General features: G+C 65.6%; 13 protein-coding genes. 5 read left to right on the top strand and 8 right to left on the bottom strand.

What is annotated here, in order from left to right:
- Positions 1-15 precede the first annotated feature (15 nt).
- From LDZ24_RS08855 to sugE, 3 genes are all read right to left on the bottom strand, one after another.
- Complete coding sequence (locus LDZ24_RS08855; RefSeq protein ID WP_371747336.1) at positions 16-2,625, bottom strand: ABC transporter permease; 2,610 nt, start codon at positions 2,623-2,625, stop codon at positions 16-18.
- Positions 2,622-3,251 (bottom strand): DUF4126 domain-containing protein, encoded by a 630-nt coding sequence (locus LDZ24_RS08860; protein ID WP_206466632.1) that lies wholly within the window; start codon positions 3,249-3,251, stop codon positions 2,622-2,624. The genes LDZ24_RS08855 and LDZ24_RS08860 overlap by 4 nt, the downstream gene beginning before the upstream one ends.
- 274 nt (positions 3,252-3,525) lie before the next feature.
- On the bottom strand, positions 3,526-3,846 hold the full coding sequence (sugE, locus tag LDZ24_RS08865; protein WP_206466633.1) for a quaternary ammonium compound efflux SMR transporter SugE: 321 nt from the start codon (positions 3,844-3,846) through the stop codon (positions 3,526-3,528).
- A 224-nt stretch (positions 3,847-4,070) separates the two neighbouring features.
- Here sugE and LDZ24_RS08870 point away from each other — a divergent pair, with 224 nt between their 5' ends.
- Together LDZ24_RS08870 and cydB are read left to right on the top strand one after the other, a co-directional pair.
- Positions 4,071-5,534: a cytochrome ubiquinol oxidase subunit I gene (locus tag LDZ24_RS08870; RefSeq protein ID WP_248320133.1), complete on the top strand. Its 1,464-nt coding sequence runs from the start codon at positions 4,071-4,073 to the stop codon at positions 5,532-5,534.
- 27 nt (positions 5,535-5,561) lie between these two features.
- Positions 5,562-6,569 (top strand): cytochrome d ubiquinol oxidase subunit II, encoded by a 1,008-nt coding sequence (cydB, locus tag LDZ24_RS08875; RefSeq protein WP_175944278.1) that lies wholly within the window; start codon positions 5,562-5,564, stop codon positions 6,567-6,569.
- A gap of 15 nt (positions 6,570-6,584) precedes the next feature.
- On the opposite strand, the gene LDZ24_RS08880 is transcribed toward cydB, so the two are convergent.
- The 3 genes from LDZ24_RS08880 to LDZ24_RS08890 are packed head-to-tail and all read right to left on the bottom strand — an operon-like array spanning position 6,585 to position 8,987.
- The gene (locus LDZ24_RS08880) at positions 6,585-7,070 is read right to left on the bottom strand and encodes a hypothetical protein (protein WP_248320135.1); all 486 of its coding nucleotides are present in this window, start codon (positions 7,068-7,070) and stop codon (positions 6,585-6,587) included.
- A 37-nt stretch (positions 7,071-7,107) separates the two neighbouring features.
- Positions 7,108-7,677 carry a peroxiredoxin gene (locus LDZ24_RS08885; protein WP_248320137.1) on the bottom strand — a complete coding sequence of 190 codons (570 nt, stop codon included), beginning with the start codon at positions 7,675-7,677 and terminating at the stop codon, positions 7,108-7,110.
- 35 nt (positions 7,678-7,712) lie between these two features.
- Positions 7,713-8,987 carry an EAL and HDOD domain-containing protein gene (locus LDZ24_RS08890; protein ID WP_248320138.1) on the bottom strand — a complete coding sequence of 425 codons (1,275 nt, stop codon included), beginning with the start codon at positions 8,985-8,987 and terminating at the stop codon, positions 7,713-7,715.
- A 533-nt stretch (positions 8,988-9,520) separates the two neighbouring features.
- On the opposite strand from LDZ24_RS08890, the gene LDZ24_RS08895 reads away from it, so the two are divergent.
- Positions 9,521-11,410 (top strand): bifunctional diguanylate cyclase/phosphodiesterase, encoded by a 1,890-nt coding sequence (locus tag LDZ24_RS08895; protein WP_248322314.1) that lies wholly within the window; start codon positions 9,521-9,523, stop codon positions 11,408-11,410.
- Positions 11,411-11,551: 141 nt separating this feature from the next.
- Complete coding sequence (locus LDZ24_RS08900) at positions 11,552-13,024, top strand: HDOD domain-containing protein (protein WP_248320139.1); 1,473 nt, start codon at positions 11,552-11,554, stop codon at positions 13,022-13,024.
- Between the two features lie 916 nt (positions 13,025-13,940).
- Here the strand turns inward: LDZ24_RS08900 and LDZ24_RS08905 are convergent.
- Positions 13,941-15,605 (bottom strand): methyl-accepting chemotaxis protein, encoded by a 1,665-nt coding sequence (locus LDZ24_RS08905; RefSeq protein WP_248322315.1) that lies wholly within the window; start codon positions 15,603-15,605, stop codon positions 13,941-13,943.
- A gap of 314 nt (positions 15,606-15,919) precedes the next feature.
- Between LDZ24_RS08905 and LDZ24_RS08910 the strand changes: the two genes are divergently transcribed.
- Positions 15,920-17,179: an MFS transporter gene (locus LDZ24_RS08910; RefSeq protein ID WP_248320140.1), complete on the top strand. Its 1,260-nt coding sequence runs from the start codon at positions 15,920-15,922 to the stop codon at positions 17,177-17,179.
- Positions 17,180-17,245: 66 nt separating this feature from the next.
- On the opposite strand, the gene LDZ24_RS08915 is transcribed toward LDZ24_RS08910, so the two are convergent.
- On the bottom strand, positions 17,246-17,680 hold the full coding sequence (locus LDZ24_RS08915) for an STY0301 family protein (RefSeq protein WP_248320142.1): 435 nt from the start codon (positions 17,678-17,680) through the stop codon (positions 17,246-17,248).
- Positions 17,681-17,686 lie beyond the last annotated feature (6 nt).

Here is a 17,686-nt window from a genome sequence, read left to right on the forward strand (position 1 = left end):
GCTTTGACTGAAAACCTACGCGTCCCGCAGTGACTGCAGCGCCGGGCGCGCCAGCACGCGCCGCAGGCTGAGCCAGCCGCCGAGCCCCGCGCACGCGATGCCCGCGACGACGCCCGCCGGCACGAGCCACGGATTGAAATCGATATGGAATTCGAACACGCGCGACGCGAGCACGTAGCCGATGCCCTGCGCGCCGAGCGCGGCCATGAGGCCCGACAGCGCGCCGACCGCGACGAACTCCGCGACCTGCACCGAGCGCACTTGCCGGTGTGACGCGCCGAGCGCGCGCAACAACGCCGACTCGCGCATGCGCTCGTCGCGCGTGCCGGCAAGCGCCGCGTACAGCACGAGCACGCCCGCCGCGAGCGTGAAGATAAAGAGGAACTGCACCGCGCCGATCACCTGCGCGAGCGTGCGCTGAATCTGCGCGAGAATCGGCGCGGTGTCGATGGCCGTCACGTTCGGGTACGCGGCGATCAGGCCGTCGATCATGCGCTGATCGTTCGCGGGCAGATGGAAGCTCGTGATGAACGTCGCGGGCAAGTCCGCGAGCGCCTCGGGCGGCATCAGCACGAAGAAGTTCACCTTGAACGAATTCCAGTCCACCTTGCGCAGGCTCGTGACGGGCGCTTCCACCGGCAGGCCCGCCACGTCGAAACGCAGCATGTCGCCCATTTTCACGCGGATCGTCTTCGCGATGCCCTCTTCCATCGACACCTGCGGCTTCGCACTCGTGCCGTACCACGCGCCCTGCGTCACGCGGTTGTCGTCGGGCAGCGCGGTCGTGTAGGAGAGGTTGAACTCGCGGTCCACCAGCCGCTTCGCGTCCGGCTTGTCGTAGCTGTCCGGATTCACCGCTTTGCCGTTGATCGCGACAAGGCGCGCGCGCACCATCGGCGAGAGCACGGCGTCGGGCTGGCCGTGGCCGTGGAGATAGGCGAGCACGCCGTCGCGCTGGTCCGGCTGAATGTCGATCAGGAACTCGTTGGGCGCATCCGGCGGCGTGGCGTCGCGCCATCCCTTGATGAGATCGTTGCGCGTCATGCCGATCAGCAAGAGGCACATCAGCCCGATGCCGAGCGCCGTGATCTGCAGCGCGCTCGCGCCGCTGCGCCGCTCCAGCGACGCGAGCGCATAGCGCCAGCCGACGCCCGCGCGGCTCCTTTCGCGCCGCACGAAGCGCGCCGCCGCCCACAGCGCCGCGCGCGCGATGACGCCGAAAAGCAGCAGCCCCGCCGCGAACCCGCCCGCGACGATCACGCCGAGCTTCAGCTCGCCCGCCGCGATCACGAGCAGCGCCGCGAACAGCAGCACGCCGACGCCATACGCCGCATACGCGATACGGCTCGCATCGCCCAGTTCGCGGCGGATCACGTGGACCGGCGGCACGCGCGTGAGCGGCAAAAGCGGCGGCAGCGCGAAACCGAGCAGCAGCACGAGGCCCATCGCGATGCCTTGCAACGCGGGCCAGACGCTCGCCTGCGGCAACTCGACATCGACGAGCGAACCCAGCGCGTGTAGCAACACCAGATGCCCGATGAAGCCGAGCACGATGCCCGCCACGCTGCCGATCACGCCGATCGCCAGGAATTCGTTGACGAAGAGCGCGCGCAGCGTCCGCTGGCTGACGCCGAGGCAGCGCATCGCGGCACAGCCGTCGAGATGGCGTCGCGCGAAGCGGTGCGCGGCCATCGCGATGGCGACCGCCGCGAGCAATGCCGTCAGGAGCGAAACGAGCGTGAGAAAGTGGCTCGCGCGGTCGATCGTCTGCCGCACTTGCGGCTGGCCGTCCGACAGCGATTCGAGCGCGACGCCGCGCAGCTTGCCGCCGTCGGTCTTGCCGCGCGCGAACTGCGCGAACCGCTCGACCTGCGCGTCCGGTCCCGCGACGAGCAGCCGGTACGTCACGCGGCTGCCGTAGCCGACCAGCCCGGTTGCCGCGATTTCATCGGCGCGCATCATGAGACGCGGCGAAAAGTTCACGAACGAGAAGCCGCGGTCCATTTCCCGCGTGATGACCGCCGCGACCGTGAAGGTGCGCGTGCCGACCTTCACCGCGCCGCCGACTTTCGTCTTGAGCGCGTCGAGCAGCGCGGGATCGACCCAGACGGTGCCGGGCGCGGGAATGCCTTGCGCGGGCGCATCGGGCGCGTCGGGGCCCGACGCGATGCGCAGCGCGCCGCGCAACGGATAGCCCGGCGTCACGCCCTTGATCGCCGCGAGCCGCGAAAGCGGCGTCTGCCCGGCCGAACTGACCATGCTCGGGAAAATGGTCGTGCCTGCGGTTTCCAGCCCGAGCGCGCGCGCTTCTTGAGCGAACATCGAATCGACGGGGTGATCGGCGCGCACGACGAAATCGGCGGCGATCATCTGGCGGGCGTCGCGCGCAAGTCCCTGCCGCATGCGATCCGCGAGAAAACCGACGCTCGACAACGCGGCGACGGCCAGCACGAGCGCGAGCAGGAGCATCGTGAGTTCGCCCGCGCGCCAGTCGCGCGCGGTCATGCGCCACGACTGGCGCACGGTCTGGAGGAAGTCGAGTCGGGCGCCCGGGTGCGTGTGGTGCGCTGCGTGCGGTCCTTGCGACGCCTTGGCCGCCGGTTTGTCGTTGGCCGCGGTGCTCAATCGTGCTTGCTCCGCAGTCGGCTGATCGGGTTATGCGTGCCCGGCAGCATATGCTTGGCCATGCGCGACACGCCGCCGTGCACGCCGCGCACGAGACGCGGCAGCGCCCAACCCGCCACCACCAGAAACGCGATCAGCATGACGAGGAACAGGAGCGGCACGAAGAACGCAAGCACGAGGCCGAGCGTCGCGCCGACATCTTCGGTGGCGGATGCCGCCCAGTTCGACACCGGCTCCGGCGAAAGGTTGATGAGCGCGCGCGTGCCCGCCTTCGCGAAATGCGACGCCCCGGCGAGCGTGCCGCCCGCAAGCGCGGCGATGGTGAGCAAGGTCGGATCGGCGTGGCCGAGCGAGCCCGCCGCGAGCACGGCGCCCGCCGGAATGCGAATGAACGTATGAATGGCGTCCCACAGGGAATCGAGCGCGGGGATCTTGTCGGCGAGAAATTCGACGAACGCGAGGAACGCCGCCGCGCCGATCACCCACGGCGAAGCGAGCACGGCGAGCGTGTCGGGCAGATGAATGACGCCCATGCGGGCGAACAGGCCGGCGACGAAGACCGTGAGGTACAGGCGCAGCCCGCTCGCCCATGAAAGGCCCGCAGCGAGCGAAAGTGATTCCAGCATTGCCGCCTCCTTGTTGCGCCAGCCGCGCGCTTAAGGCCACGGCTCGATGCTGTACCGGCTGAAACAATCGGCCCGCTTCCGCTGGTTCGGAGCGTGACCGACAGATGCCGCTACGCGGGCGCGCGTAAGATGGAACCGCCAGCCTCCCGCCGCGAAAACCGCAACCGCACGCGAGGCGCCCGTCAGACTGACTTCAGATCATTATATCCACGCAAAAAGCCTGCGGTGAGCGCGTGGTGCGGGACCGGTCAAGCGATTGCCGTTCCCGCGCCTTTCAGTGCCCCGACGTGAGCTTGAGTCCGATCAAGCCCGCGATGATGAGCACCGCGCTCACGATGCGCGCCGCCGACACCGCCTCGCCCATGAAGACGATGCCGAACACGAACGCGCCGACCGCGCCGATGCCGGTCCACACCGCATATGCGGTGCCGAGCGGCAACTGGCGCATGGCGAGCGCGAGCAGCACGAAACTGCCGATGGCCGTCACGAGCGTGAACACGGACGGCCCGAGCTTCGTGAAGCCGTCGGACGACTTGAGCCCCGCCGCCCACGCGACTTCCAGCAGACCGGCAATGAAGAGAAGAATCCAGGACATCGGGTCACTCCCATAAAAATGGGGCCGTCCCCAATGAGTCGATGCGCGTCCCGGTCGTCCGGCACGCGGTTAGCTGATGAGCGCGAGGTCGAAATTGTAGCAAAGGGGTCATGCGCGCCGCGTGTCCCGCCCCGGCAAACGGTGTATTAAAGGACGACCAAGGACGACGCGCGCACTTTCGCATCCTTCGACGCAAACGTTGCAAGAATCGCTAAGGAGCGTTCATGCATATCGACCCGGTTCTGCTCTCGCGCTTTCAGTTCGCGTGGGTCATCGCGTTTCATATCTTGCTGCCGGCTTTCACCGTCGGGCTCGCCTGTTTCATCGCCACACTGGAAGTCAACTGGTGGATCACCAAGCGCGATGTCTACCGGCGGCTGTCGGCGTTCTGGCTCAAGATCTTCGCGGTGTCGTTCGGCATGGGCGTGGTGTCGGGCATCGTGATGCCGTTTCAGTTCGGCACCAACTGGAGCCGCTACGCCGACCGCACCGCGAACGTCGTCGGCCCGCTGATGGGCTACGAAGTGCTGACCGCGTTCTTTCTGGAATCGGCGTTTCTCGGCGTGCTGCTGTTCGGCCGCAAGCTCGTGCCGCAGTGGGCGCACGTCATGTCCGCGCTGTTCGTCGCGCTCGGCACGCTCATCTCGTCGTTCTGGATTCTCGCCGTCAATAGCTGGATGCAGACGCCGCAAGGCTACCGCCTCATGCCCGACGGCCGCTTCGAAGTGGTCAGCTTCTTCGACGTGATCTTCTCGCCGTCGTTTCCGTTCCGGCTGAGCCACACGGTGAGCGCGTTTCTCGTGACCACCGCCTTCGTCATTCTCGGCGTCGGCGCAATGTACATGCGCCAGGGCCGCGCGATCGAGGAAAGCCGCGTGATGCTCAAGATGTCGCTGATCTTCCTGATCATCATGGTGCCCGTGCAGATGGTGCTTGGCGACGCTCACGGCCTCAACACGCTCAAGCATCAGCCGGCCAAGCTCGCCGCAATGGAAGCGCTGTGGGATTCCGGCTCGCGCGTGCCCGCCAATCTTTTCTCCATTCCCGATCAGGACGAAGAGCGCAATCACTTCGAAATCTCGGTGCCGGTGCTCGGCAGCATCTATCTGACGCACGATCCAAACGGCTACGTGCGCGGCCTCAAGGACTTTCCGCGCGAGGACCGCCCGCCTGTCGCGGTCGTGTTCTTCGCGTTTCACATCATGGTCGGCATCGCGATGCTGATGCTCGCGATCGTACTGTCGGGCATCGTGCTCTTCGCGCGCGGCAAGCTCGAACGCAGCAGGCGATGGCTGCGCGCGGCGACGTTCGCGATGCCGCTCGGTTTCATCGCCGTGCTCGCCGGGTGGACGACGACCGAAGCGGGCCGGCAGCCGTGGACGGTGTATGGCGTCCTGCGCACCCGCGATTCGGTGACGCCCTCGCTCACCACCGGCGATGTCGGGCTCTCGTGGCTGCTCTACGTGCTCGCGTACGCCGTGATCTTCGGCTCGGGATACATCCTCTTGCGGCGTCTGGTGCGCATCGGTCCGTCCGAAGCCACGCAGGGCCACGAGAACGAACTGCTTCAGCCGAAGACGCGCGCGGCGCGGCCGCTTTCGGCGGTGTCGTCGGGCGGCGAGACTTCGCGTCAGACGGCGGACGTCGCGCCGAGCGACGACATCGTGCCGCCGCGCCGGCCCAACTAGCTCATCGTCTGACAACCGGAGAACGCGATGCTCGATCTCGTGCCGCTGTGGGCCGCCATTCTCGCGCTGGCCGTGTTCATGTACGTGCTGCTCGACGGCTTCGATCTCGGCGTCGGCATGCTCTTTCTGCTGCGCCGCGACCACGACGAGCGCAATCTGATGATCAACTCCGTCGCGCCCGTCTGGGACTTCAACGAAACGTGGCTCGTGCTCGGCGGCGGCGGACTGTTCGCGGTGTTTCCGCTCGCCTACGCGATCATCGTGCCGGCCGTCTATTTCCCGATTCTCTTCATGCTGCTCGGGCTGATCTTTCGCGGCGTGGCGTTCGAATTCCGCGAAGTCGTCGGCGCGCGCAAGTGGCTGTGGGATCGCGCGTTCGCGTACGGGTCGCTGCTCGCCACGTTCTCGCAAGGCATCGTGCTCGGCATGTTCATTCAGGGCTTTCCGATTGTCGGCCGCCAGTATTCGGGAACGAGCTGGGACTGGCTCGCGCCGTTTCCGCTCCTGGTCGGCGTCGGCCTGATATTCGGCTATGCGCTGCAAGGCTCGACGTGGCTCGTGCTCAAGACCGAAGGCGACTTGCAGGCGTGGGGCCGCAAAATGGCGCGCTTCGCGCTCATCGGCGTGCTCGCGTTCATTCTGCTCATCAGCTTGTGGACGCCGCTCAAAGACGCGCGCATCGCGGCGCGCTGGTTCGGCTTTCCGATGGCCTTCGCGTTCGCGCCGGTGCCGTTGCTCACGGCCTTTCTCGCGTGGAAGCTCTGGTCGAGTCTCTCGAAAGGCCGCGAAGTGCTGCCCTTCGTCTGCTCGATGGGCCTTTTCTTCCTCGCGTTCACGGGGCTCGTCATCAGCCTGTGGCCGTTCATCGCGCCGCCTTCGGTGACGCTATGGGACGCGTCGGCCGCGCCGATCACGCATCAGTTCTTCCTGATCGGAACGCTGTTCCTGCTGCCGGTGCTGATGATCTACGTGACCTGGTCGTACTGGGTGTTTCGCGGCAAGGTGCGCAGCGACATCGGCTATCACGTCGAATGACAGCCGCATCGCGCGTCAGAGCTTTTGCGCAACCGCGAGTGAGAGAATGCGCGTCCACTTGCGGGCTTCTGCGCGGTCGGTCATCGGCAGACGCCATTGGCCGTGAGCCTTGTCGGCGACGTCGAGAATGACGTGCCACTCGCCGCGCGCGTCGTCGTGAGCGAGCTGCGCGTCGCGCAGGTCGGCGAAGATGTAGTGGCCGGTCGCCTCGCCTACGCGCACGTCCAGCAGGCGCTTGCCCGCGGCGAGCCGCACGCCGCCCCAGTCGCGCTTCAGTTCGTGCGTCCAGTTGGTGGCGTCGCCCTTGACGCGCGGCAGATTCGGCGCGATCTCGCGACGCCGCGCGAGCCAGTACATGACGCCCGCCGCGACCGCCGCCGCCACGACCACCGCGACGCCGACAGCGACGCCCAGCCCGAAGCGCGCATCGAGCGCGTCGAAGGACCACACCGCGCCGTAGATCAGCGCAGCGAGCGCGATGAGCGCGAGAACGATCGGCATGACGGCTACCCTTTGCGAGCGAACGAAGCGGCCGCCATCACTGTGCCTTGTGCTTGGCGTTCCACTCGCGCAGCGCCTGCAGCGTGTTCGCGACATGCTGATCCGGCGACAGGCTCGTGTACTCGTAGATGACCTTGCCGTCCGGCGCGATCACGTACGACACGCGGTTGGCCATCGAGCTCTTGAACGGCAATGCGGCGTCGTATGCGCCGATGATCTTCGCGTCGGTATCGGCCGCGACCGGGAACTTGCTGCGGCATTCGCTCACTGAAAAACGCTGCAACGTGCCGATATCGTCGTGCGACACGCCGATCACCGTCGCGCCCTGCGCCTTGTATTGATCGACCGCTTCGGCGAACTCGTGCGCCTCGATCGTGCAGCCCTTCGTGAACGCGGCCGGATAGAAGTACAGCACGACGGGGCCTTTCTTTAGCGCGTCGGCGAGCGAGTAGTCGAAGACGTTGCCGCCGAGCGACGCCTGCGTGACGAACGGCGGCGCGGCATCGCCCGGCTTGAGCGTGGCGCGCGCCATCAACGGATACGCGGCAACCACGCATGCAATCAAGCTCGAAACCGCCACGCCTGCCATCTTCGTTCTTCTTTTCATGCGGATGTCTCTCCGTGATCGGGTTGGTGCCGCGTTCAGTCGAGCCGCTGCTCGCCGAACCATGCGGCCGCTTCGACCTGAAGCGAGGCCAGAAGCTCGGGCGTCAGCGCGTCGAGCGCCGGATCGGCGGCCCGGCGTTCGTCGATGGCTCCGATATCGCCGCGCTCGGTCGCCCGCGCGATGCCGAGCAGCGCGCCCAGTTCGCCCTTGCCCGCCAGAATGGCCGAGCGGATATCGGCGGCCAGATGCAGCTTATCGACAATTTCGGCCGGCTGCAGATCCACCACCACATGCACGAGCGAAAAGATGCCGGTCATGAACGCCGCATCCGAGAACGCTTCATCCGATGGACGCAGCGCATTCGCCGCCAGTTCCATGAAGCGCGCCCGCGTGCCGACGAGTTGCAGGAGCGGATCCGAGCGCCACGGCAGGCCGCTGCCGTCCGCGTACAGCAGCAGTTGCGTCCAGCGCATCAACTGGCGCGTGCCGGCGGCGGCCATCGCTTCCTTCAGCGACGACACGTTGCGTCCGCGCGCATGCGCGCTCGAATTGGCGAGGCGCATGAGTTGCAGCACGATATCCGGATTGCGCTTCAGTTCCACTTCGAGCTCGCGCAGGCCGGGATCGCTGCCGAGCACGGACAAGAGCCGCAGGAGCGTGCCGCGCGCCGGGCTCGCGCGCCGCGCCGACAGCACTTGCGGCCGCGCGAAGAAGTAGCCCTGAAAGAGATCGAAGCCGAGTTCGCGCGCCTCTGCGAAATCCTCGTGCGTCTCGACCTTTTCCGCGACGAGCAGCTTGCCGTGCTTCTTCACGAGCGCCGTCAGTTCGCGCAACTGCGAGCGCTCGGCCGCGAGCAGGTCCACCTTGACGATATCGACCGATGGCAGCGCGGCGAGCAATGCATCGTCGAGGCGCGTCACGTCGTCGAGCGCGAAGCGAAAGCCGTCGCGGCGCAACTGCGCGCATCGCTTGAAGAGCGCGTCGTCGAACTCGATGTTCTCCAGCAACTCGAGCACGAATCGCTCGGGCTGCATGAGATGCACGATGTCGTCGAAGATCAGCTCGCGGCTCATGTTCACGTAACCGGGATGCAGGCCGAGCACGGCCGGCACGCCGATCTCGCCGACCGTGCGCGCGACGACATGCGCGGTCGCCTGCACGTCGTCATCGACGCGGGCGCGGTTCTCGGGTCCGTCGCGAAAGAGGAGCTCGTAGGCGGCGAGCGCGCCTGCGCCGTCGAGAATCGGCTGGCGGCCGACATAGACGCTCGGCTCGCGTCGGGCGCGCAGTTTCAGCGAAGAATCCGGCATGACGGGAACCGAATGAGAGCGACGAATCCGTCAGGCAGGACGACGAGTGCGGACGCAAAGGTTTGCGCCGACGCCGGCACGTGAGCGGTCTCGAAGCCGCAACGACCTGCTCGGGCCGGCGATAAAAGACAATCGATCATGAAGCGTAACGTGTGCGACAAATTCCCGAATCGGGCGACCGTAACGCGGAACGCCCGCCGCATGGCGACCGGGGCCGGGGCGTTTCCGCCGGAAAACGCGCACTGTAACCGAAAATCGCCTTGCGTCCATGTTTACGCCAAGCGCGCGACGGCCGCGCCGGGCGTTTTCCCTGATTGCGGCCGGCGTCCCGTGCGAGAGCGGCATGCAGCCGGCATGCGGTTAAAGAATTTCGCTGAACCGCCGATAACTCGCGTGATAGAGCGTGCCGCGCGTCGTGCCGGCGCGCCGTACGCCGAGCCGCTCGAAGCGGTATTCGCGCGCCGCCGAAGCATCCGACGATCAGCCTGTGCGTCGACCATCGGCTGCGCGCCGCCGCGAGAACCTTAATGACCATGCAAGCGAACCGGACTTCCGTCTCCCGCCGCGCACCCTGGCGCATCGCGCTCGATGTGCTGTGCCGCGCATGGAGACCCGCCGCGCGAGACGACCGCGATCCGCACGCGCACGACGCTGGGTCGCCCGCGTCCGCCTCTGCCTCCGCCTTGTCCCCGGCTCAAAGCGCGGGCATCGCGGGCAAGCCGGCCGCCGCGCTCGAAGCCACGCTCGGCGCGGTCGACTTCCTCGCGCAGGTGGACGACGCGCTGCGCTTTCAGTACGTGTCGCACGCGAGCATCGACTTCATCGGCTATCACCACGACTACCTGAGCATGCTGACGCTGCACGATCTCGTGCCGTCCGAGGAAGCGGGCGAACTGGACGCGCTCGTCGCCCGCGCGCGCGCAAGCGGCCAGCTCGAATGCGCGACGCTCAATCTCGTGAAGTCGCTCACTTACCCGATCTGCGTCGAGCTGCGGCTTCTGGCGACCGCGTCACAAGGCACGCCCGGCTTCGCGCTCGCCGCGTTCGACGTGTCGCGCTGGCGTGAACGCGAAGCGTCGCTCACGCACGCGCTGCATCACGATCCGCTCACCGGCCTCGAGAACGCGACCGCGCTTCAGGCGGCGGTCGTCGCGATGCAGGCGGAAGCGGAACGTACGCGCACGCATACGGCGCTCGTCCTGCTGGATATCGACGACTATCAGCGCATCAACCGCGCGCTCGGCTCCGAGGCCGGCGACGACATGCTGCGCGAAACCGCGCGCCGCATTCAGCACACGGCTACGCACGGCGAGCGCGTGGCGCGCGTGGCCGGCGACGAGTTCGCCCTGCTGCTGCCCGCGGGCGCGACCGCCGAAGCCGCCGAGAATCTCGCGCGGCGGCTCTTGACCGCCATCGCGCAGCCGTACCGGTATCGCGGGCAGCACACGCATTTGTCGGCGAGCATCGGCGTGGCGTTGTATCCGGACCACGCCGTGAAAGACGGCGCGACGGCGAAATCCGGCGTGCAGGCGAGCCTGCTGCGCATGGCCGATCTCGCGCTCGCGCAGGCGAAGGCCGCGGGCGGCAACACGCTCGTCGTCCATACGCTCGACGACGATCCCGCCGACGCGGAACGCCTGAAGCTCGAAGCGGACCTCTACGAGGCCGTGCGCAACGGCGAGTTCTCGCTCTTCTTCCAGCCGATCACGAAGATCCGCACGGGCGCGGTCGTCGGCGTGGAAGCGCTGATGCGCTGGCATCATCCGGTGCATGGGCTCGTGCCGCCGTCGACCTTCATTCCGCTCGCGGAGTCCATCGGCCTCATCAACTATCTCGGCAACTGGGTGCTGAAGGCGGCGTGCATGCAGCTCGTGCAGTGGGACGCCATCGGCATCCGGCTCGATTACGTGTCGGTGAACGTGTCGCCGCGGCAGTTCCGCGACAAGCGCTTCCTCGCCGCGGTGAAGGAAGCCATCGCGCTCACGGGCATCGACGCCAAGCGGCTCGTGTTCGAGATCACCGAAAGCCTGCTGATGCAGGACCCGGAAGAAGCGACGCGCCTGCTCGAAGCGCTGCGCGCGCTCGGCATCCGCTTCGCCGTGGACGACTTCGGCACCGGCTATTCGAGCCTCGCCTATTTGCAACGGTTTCCCCTCGCGAAGCTCAAGATCGACCGCAGCTTTGTCGACAACCTGATTACGTCGCGCAACAACCGCGCGATCGTGAGCGCGGTGGTCGGGCTCGCGCAGTCGCTCGGACTGGAACTCGTCGCGGAAGGCGTCGAGACCGAGGCGCAGCGGGACTTGCTCGCCGAAATGGGCTGCGACCACATCCAGGGCTGGCTGATCAGTCAAGCCATGCCGTCGGACGAACTCGCGCGTTCGTTCCAATCGAGTTCGCTCGTGCTGCACGAGACAATATGAGCGTACGAATGTTCGTGTTCTAATCGAAGAGCGCGCCTTAACGCCCTGAATCCGTGTATCTTCCGGGGCTGGCCGCTAAATGAATGGATCGGGCAGAGCCGCTTCGGGTTAGCCGTTGCGCTACAACAGGTTTTTTTACGCATGGCACGCACCAAGGCCGAACTACTGGACAAGTTGTGGGGGCGCATGAGCGAGCGCGGGGACTTCCCGATGCTTTCGCAGGCGCTGCGCACGACCGTGTCCGCGATGAGCGACGACGACCTCGACTTCACTGCGCTCGTGCAAGTCGTGCTGTCGGACTTCGGGCTCACGCAGAAGGTGCTGCGGCTCGCCAATTCCGCGATGTACATGGCTTTCGGCGGCAACATCACGACCGTCACGCGGGCGCTGATGGTGCTCGGCATGGACGCGGTCGGCCATCTCGTCGTCGGACTCAAGCTCGTCGACCACTTTCATCAAAGCGCGCCGCGCCGCATCGACGCCAAGCTTGAACTCAACCGCACGCTGCTTTCGGGCACCGTCGCCCGGCAAGTAACCGAGCGCATCGACCTCCGTTCAGCGGAAGAAGCGGTGGTCTGCACGCTGATGCGGCAGATCGGCAAGCTGCTCGTCGCGTTCTATCTCGAACACGAGTGGGACCAGTTGCGCCGCAAGGCGGCCACCGAGAACATCAGCGACAGTAGCGCGTGCGCCGCGCTGCTCGGCGTGACGTTCGAAGAGATCGGCATCGAGGCGGCGGACCGCTGGCGTCTGCCGGAAACGATTCGCGCGGGCATGCGCGCGAGCGACCCGACCGCGCCGCCGGATGAAACCGTGCCGAAGCACGTACGCTGGCTGCAAGCCGTCACCAACTATTCGACGGAAGTCGCCGATGCGCTCACCGCGCAGAACGTCGCGGCGGGCGGACGCGAATCGATGCTCGTCGATATCGCCGAGCGCTACAGCGGCGCGCTCAATGCGGATGCGGAAACGCTCGCGTCGATGAGCCTTGCGCTCGCGAGCGAGGATAGCGGCGACGGCGTGATGCGCGAGATCGTCGAATTGCAGGCGAACGCGGACGCCATGGCGCGGGCGAGCGTATCGGCGGAGGCGCGCATCGGCGCGAGTCTCGCCGACTTGCGCTCGCTGCCGTCGAAGAACGCGCTTTCGCCGGTGCTCGCGCTGGCGTCGGAGGCGGTGCTCGCGGGGCTCGGTCTTTCGCGCACGGTCGTCTTCGTGCGTCAGGCCAACAACGAATTCCAGGCGCGTCTCGGCATGGGCACGGGCATCGAGCCGATGCTTTCCTCGCTTTGCTTCAGCGCCGAATTCCGGCCCGATGTGTTCCATCTCGCGATAACGAATCCCGTCGGCATCTTCATCGAGAATGCCCACGATCCGCGGATCGACGCGCGTTTGCCGCGCTGGTACAAGGAGACGCTCGGCGAGGCGCAAGCTTTCGTGCTGCTGCCCGTGAAGTCGAACGATTCGACTGTCGCGCTCGTTTATGGCGACTGGACGGTGGGGCAGCATGTGCACAAGATTTCTCCCCAGGAGATGGGGGCGCTCAATGAGCTCACTCGGGAGCTTAGCCGTTTCTTTTCCAATGCTGATTGGAAGGAAGTTGAGTTGATTTGAGGGTTTTGAGCTTTTTGTTCTTTGCTCTTTGCTCTCGCCGCTCTCCTTCGTCGGGGAACTTGTATTCGTGTCGGTCTATTAGCGTTGCCCCTCCCCGGGGCGGGGGTCACTTTCTTTGCTGCTGCAAAGAAAGTAACCAAAGAAAGCAGCTTTTTCTTGGCCCGCAGCAGCAACAGCGTGGTAACTCCGCAGATAGACATTGGTACTCAGCTTGAAACAGCCCTGAATCACCCTCCACGCCCACTGAACACCCACGTCCTCCGAGCCCCTTGGCTCGTCAAAACCATCTGCATGCTTCGCGCAACTGATAATAACTTCAACGGATGGCCGCAGCCGCAGCCGTAGCCGTAGCCGTAGCCGTTGCCGTAGCCGTAGCCGTAGCCGTAGCCGTTGCCGTTGCCGTTGCCGTTGCCGTTGCCGTTGCCGTTGCCGTTGCCGTATCGTGTCGCAGTCGTAGCGCAGTCTCAACCTTTTGTGGTCGTTGGGCTTGCGCGGCTTGTCGAGGTTCGAATACGCGGCGGAGGCGTCGTTTCGAGATGGTTTTGACGAGCCAAGGGGCTCGGCGGACGTGGCACTCAGCGGGCGTGGAGGGTGATTCAAGGTTGATTCAAGCTGAGTGCCAATGCTTTTCTGCGGAGTGACCACGCTCTTGCTGCTGCGGGCCAAGAAAAAGCTGCTTTCTTTGGTTACTTTCTTTGCATGGGACCAGAGTACGGCGCTAAAGCGCCTACTCTGGTCGACAGCCAAGAAAGTGACCCCCGCCCCGGGGAGGGGCAACCCCAATAGACCGACGAGAAAACAAGTTCCCCGACGAAAGAGCAGTTCATGTAAGCAAAGCATGAAGCGCCCTCGCCCTCGCCCTGGGCAAGGGCAAGGGGCAAGAGCAAGAGCAACAGCCCACAACAAAAAACAACCCTCAGACCAACTGAAACTTCCCAACAAGCCCCTTAAGCGCACGCGCTTGATCATCGAGCGATTGCGCCGCAGCCGCCGCCTGCTCGACGAGCGCCGCGTTTTGCTGCGTCCCGGCGTCCATCTGCGAAACGGCGTGTCCAATCGCCTCGATGCCCGACTTCTGTTCGGCCGAAGCCGCCGAAATCTCGCCCATGATGTCCGTCACGCGTCGCACGGCGCGCACCACTTCCTCCATCGTCGCGCCCGCCTCCTGCGCATAGGTCGAGCCATCCGACACGCGCGAAACCGACGTGTCGATCAACGTCTTGATCTCCTTCGCCGCCGCCGACGATCGCTGCGCCAAAGCGCGCACTTCGCCCGCCACGACCGCGAAGCCGCGTCCCTGCTCGCCGGCGCGCGCCGCTTCCACGGCCGCGTTCAGCGCGAGAATGTTCGTCTGAAACGCGATGCCCTCGATCACGCCGATGATGTCGCCGATGCTCTTCGCGCTCGCGTCGATGCGCTCCATCGTCTCGACCACGCGGCCCACCACCTTGCCGCCCTTCTCCGCGATCTCCGACGCATTGTGCGCGAGCGTCGTCGCCTGCATCGCGTTATCGGCGTTCTGGCGCACCGTCGACGTCAGTTGCTCCATGCTGGCCGCCGTCTTCTCCAGCGCGACCGCCTGCTCTTCCGTGCGACGCGACAGATCCACGTTGCCCGTCGAGATTTCGCTCGACGCCGACGCGATCGCCTCCGCGCTCGCCGCAATGTCGCCCACCGTCGCCGACAAGCCCGACTGCATCTCTGACAACGCGTAGAGCATGCTGGCGTCATCGCGGCGCTTGAGGCGGATCGGATACGCGAGATCGCCCGACGCGATGCGGCTCGCGATCTCTTTCGCATAGCCCGGCTCGCCGCCGAGTTGCCCCGACAGACGCCGCACGACCCATTCGCTGACGATGATCGCGAGCACGAAGAGCGCAATCGTCAGCACCGACACCATCACGAAGGACGAATGGAAGATGAACGCGGCGGCGTCGATGGTCGCTTTTGCGGCGGCGCCCCGGCGCGCGACGAGCTCATCGACCATTTTCTCCAGCTTGCTGGTCTCGACGAGCAGCGAGACGTCCTGCATGCCGACTTGCCAGTTCATCTGCGAGAGATCGAGCGGCTGCTCCTTCACGAGCTTGACGAAGCCGCGCAGGTTGCCGCTCCACGTCGCGAGCGCGGCGGAGAAGCGCTTCTGTTGCCCGAGCGCGTCGGTATCCGCATGGTCGATGTACTGCGCCAGTTGCGCCTGCTCCTTGCCGATCTCGGTCAACGCGCGTTCGATCTCGTTGCCGAGGTCGTCGCGTTCCTTCGCCGTCGATGCGGTAAGCAGCATCTTCTGCGAACGGCTCGCGCGCAGCAGGTAGCCGCGCGTTTCTTCGGCCGCGCGGCTCGCGACATAGCCTTGCGTGTAGATGGACTCGGTCGCGCCGTTGAGCCGGCTGATCTGCGTGAGCGCAATCGCGCCGATGCCGAGCGTGCCCGCCAGAACGAGGCCGAACGCGAGGCGCAAGGTCGCCTTCACGGACAGCGCGCGCTTCGAAGCCGTCTTGTTTCCTGCGCGTGCCGCCTGTCCCGAAGCGGCGTTCGGCATCAGGCCGGCGCCTCGCGCGGCGCGTAGCGGAAAGAGTCTCATCATGTATCCCCGTGTGATTTTCTTCGAACGGTACGCCCGCTCTACGGGACGCCCACATCGCTGGTCTACGGCATAAGCCTCGTTTTCTTTAGCGCAGTGCGTACGGCCGTTCGGTGCCCGGCGATTCTTATAACCGGCCAAAATTCGTTTGTTCCGACGATTCGCGTCGCATCGCCCGTGACGTGTCCGATTCTCGACAAACCTTGGCATGACAACGCGAGCGAGCCACCCTACACTTGACACACATTCGGTTCGCGCATGAATCGCGCGCAGAACAACGAATCCGAAACCACCGCTATCTCTTCTCCGTCACCATGCAAACGAGTATCGACAAAGGCGCCTTTCCGAGCTCGGGCGGCGCGTCGGCAGTGAATGCGGCCAGCGCGTCGAACGCGGCACCCGTGCCAGCGCCGCGCACCGTGTATTCCGTGCTGGGCGCCATCAGCTTCTCGCATCTGCTCAACGACATGATTCAGTCGCTGATTCTGGCGATCTATCCCATGTTCAAGAGCGAGTTCTCGCTCACGTTCGGGCAGATCGGCCTGATCACGCTGACATATCAGATCACCGCGTCGCTGCTGCAACCGATCGTCGGGCTGTACACGGACAAGCACCCGAAGCCGTATTCGCTGCCCGTCGGGATGGGCTTCACGCTGTCCGGTCTCCTGCTGATGTCGATTGCGGGCAACTTCGGCACGTTGCTCATCGCGGCGGCGCTGGTGGGCTGCGGATCGTCGGTGTTCCATCCGGAATCGTCGCGGGTGGCGCGCATGGCGTCGGGCGGCAAGCACGGCCTCGCGCAGTCGCTGTTTCAGGTGGGCGGCAACGCGGGCTCGTCGCTCGGGCCGCTGCTTGCCGCGCTCGTCGTCATTCCGCACGGTCAGCGCTCGATCGCGTGGTTCTCGGCGGCCGCGCTGCTCGCGATGGTCGTGCTCGCGAACATCGGCCGCTGGTACAAGCGTCATCCGGCGGTCAAGAAAGGCCGCGCGAAGGCGGCGCACGCGGCGCTGCCGCGCGAGAAGGTGATGCTGGCGATGAGCGTGCTCGTCCTGCTCGTCTTCTCGAAGTACTTCTACCTTGCGAGCATCACGAGCTATTTCACGTTTTATCTGATCAGCAAGTTCGGCGTATCGGTGCAGGCCGCGCAGATTCACCTGTTCGTGTTCCTCGCGGCGGTCGCGGCGGGCACAATCATCGGCGGGCCGGTGGGCGACAAGGTCGGACGCAAGGCGGTGATCTGGGTATCGATTCTCGGCGTCGCGCCGTTCACCTTGCTGATGCCGTATGTGAACCTGTTCTGGACCGGCGTGCTGTCGGTGGTGATCGGGCTCGTGCTGGCCTCGGCGTTCTCGGCGATTCTGGTCTACGCGCAGGAACTGATTCCCGGCAAGGTCGGCATGGTCGCGGGCCTGTTCTTCGGCTTCGCGTTCGGCATGGGCGGCGTCGGCGCGGCGGTGCTCGGGCATCTCGCGGATGTGACGAGCATCGATTACGTGTACAAGCTGTGCGCGTTCTTGCCGTTGATCGGCGTGCTGACGGTGTTGCTGCCTAAGACTGACGACGCGAAGGCTTGAGCCTTGTGCTTCGGTAGAACGCCCGGTCATGGAAACGTGATCGGGCGTTTGTGTTTGCGGGCAGGCTCAACGACAGGTGATGACGAGCTTCCTGTAGCCATTCTCGACGACGGGCTCCTGCGCCTGACATCGGGATACGGGCGTCGAGAGCTTTTGCGAGAGCAGTATCGTGTTGCCATATCCGCACGACAGCCAGACGCCGTGCTCGTTCTCGGCGGCGACGAATCGCCAGTTGTAAGACCTTCGGCCGTTGACCGTCGTGATCTCCGGCTTCAGGTCATGCCGTTGCTCAGGCGGCCCGATCGTCACGACGACGTCCTGAACCGATAGCGTCGTGCGCCGTTGCTGCGGCTGCCATCCGTCCGGCGCATCGGTGACGACGGCGGGCTGCATCGTCACGCGCGCGGGGCACGCGATTTCAATGGCGCCGGCGGCGGCCGACGCCGCCAAAGACGCAGCGGCGATCACTGCACGCAGCCAATGCCTGCTGCACGATTTCACGCTCGC

Source organism: Caballeronia sp. Sq4a (assembly GCF_023170545.1).
Taxonomy (GTDB): domain Bacteria; phylum Pseudomonadota; class Gammaproteobacteria; order Burkholderiales; family Burkholderiaceae; genus Caballeronia.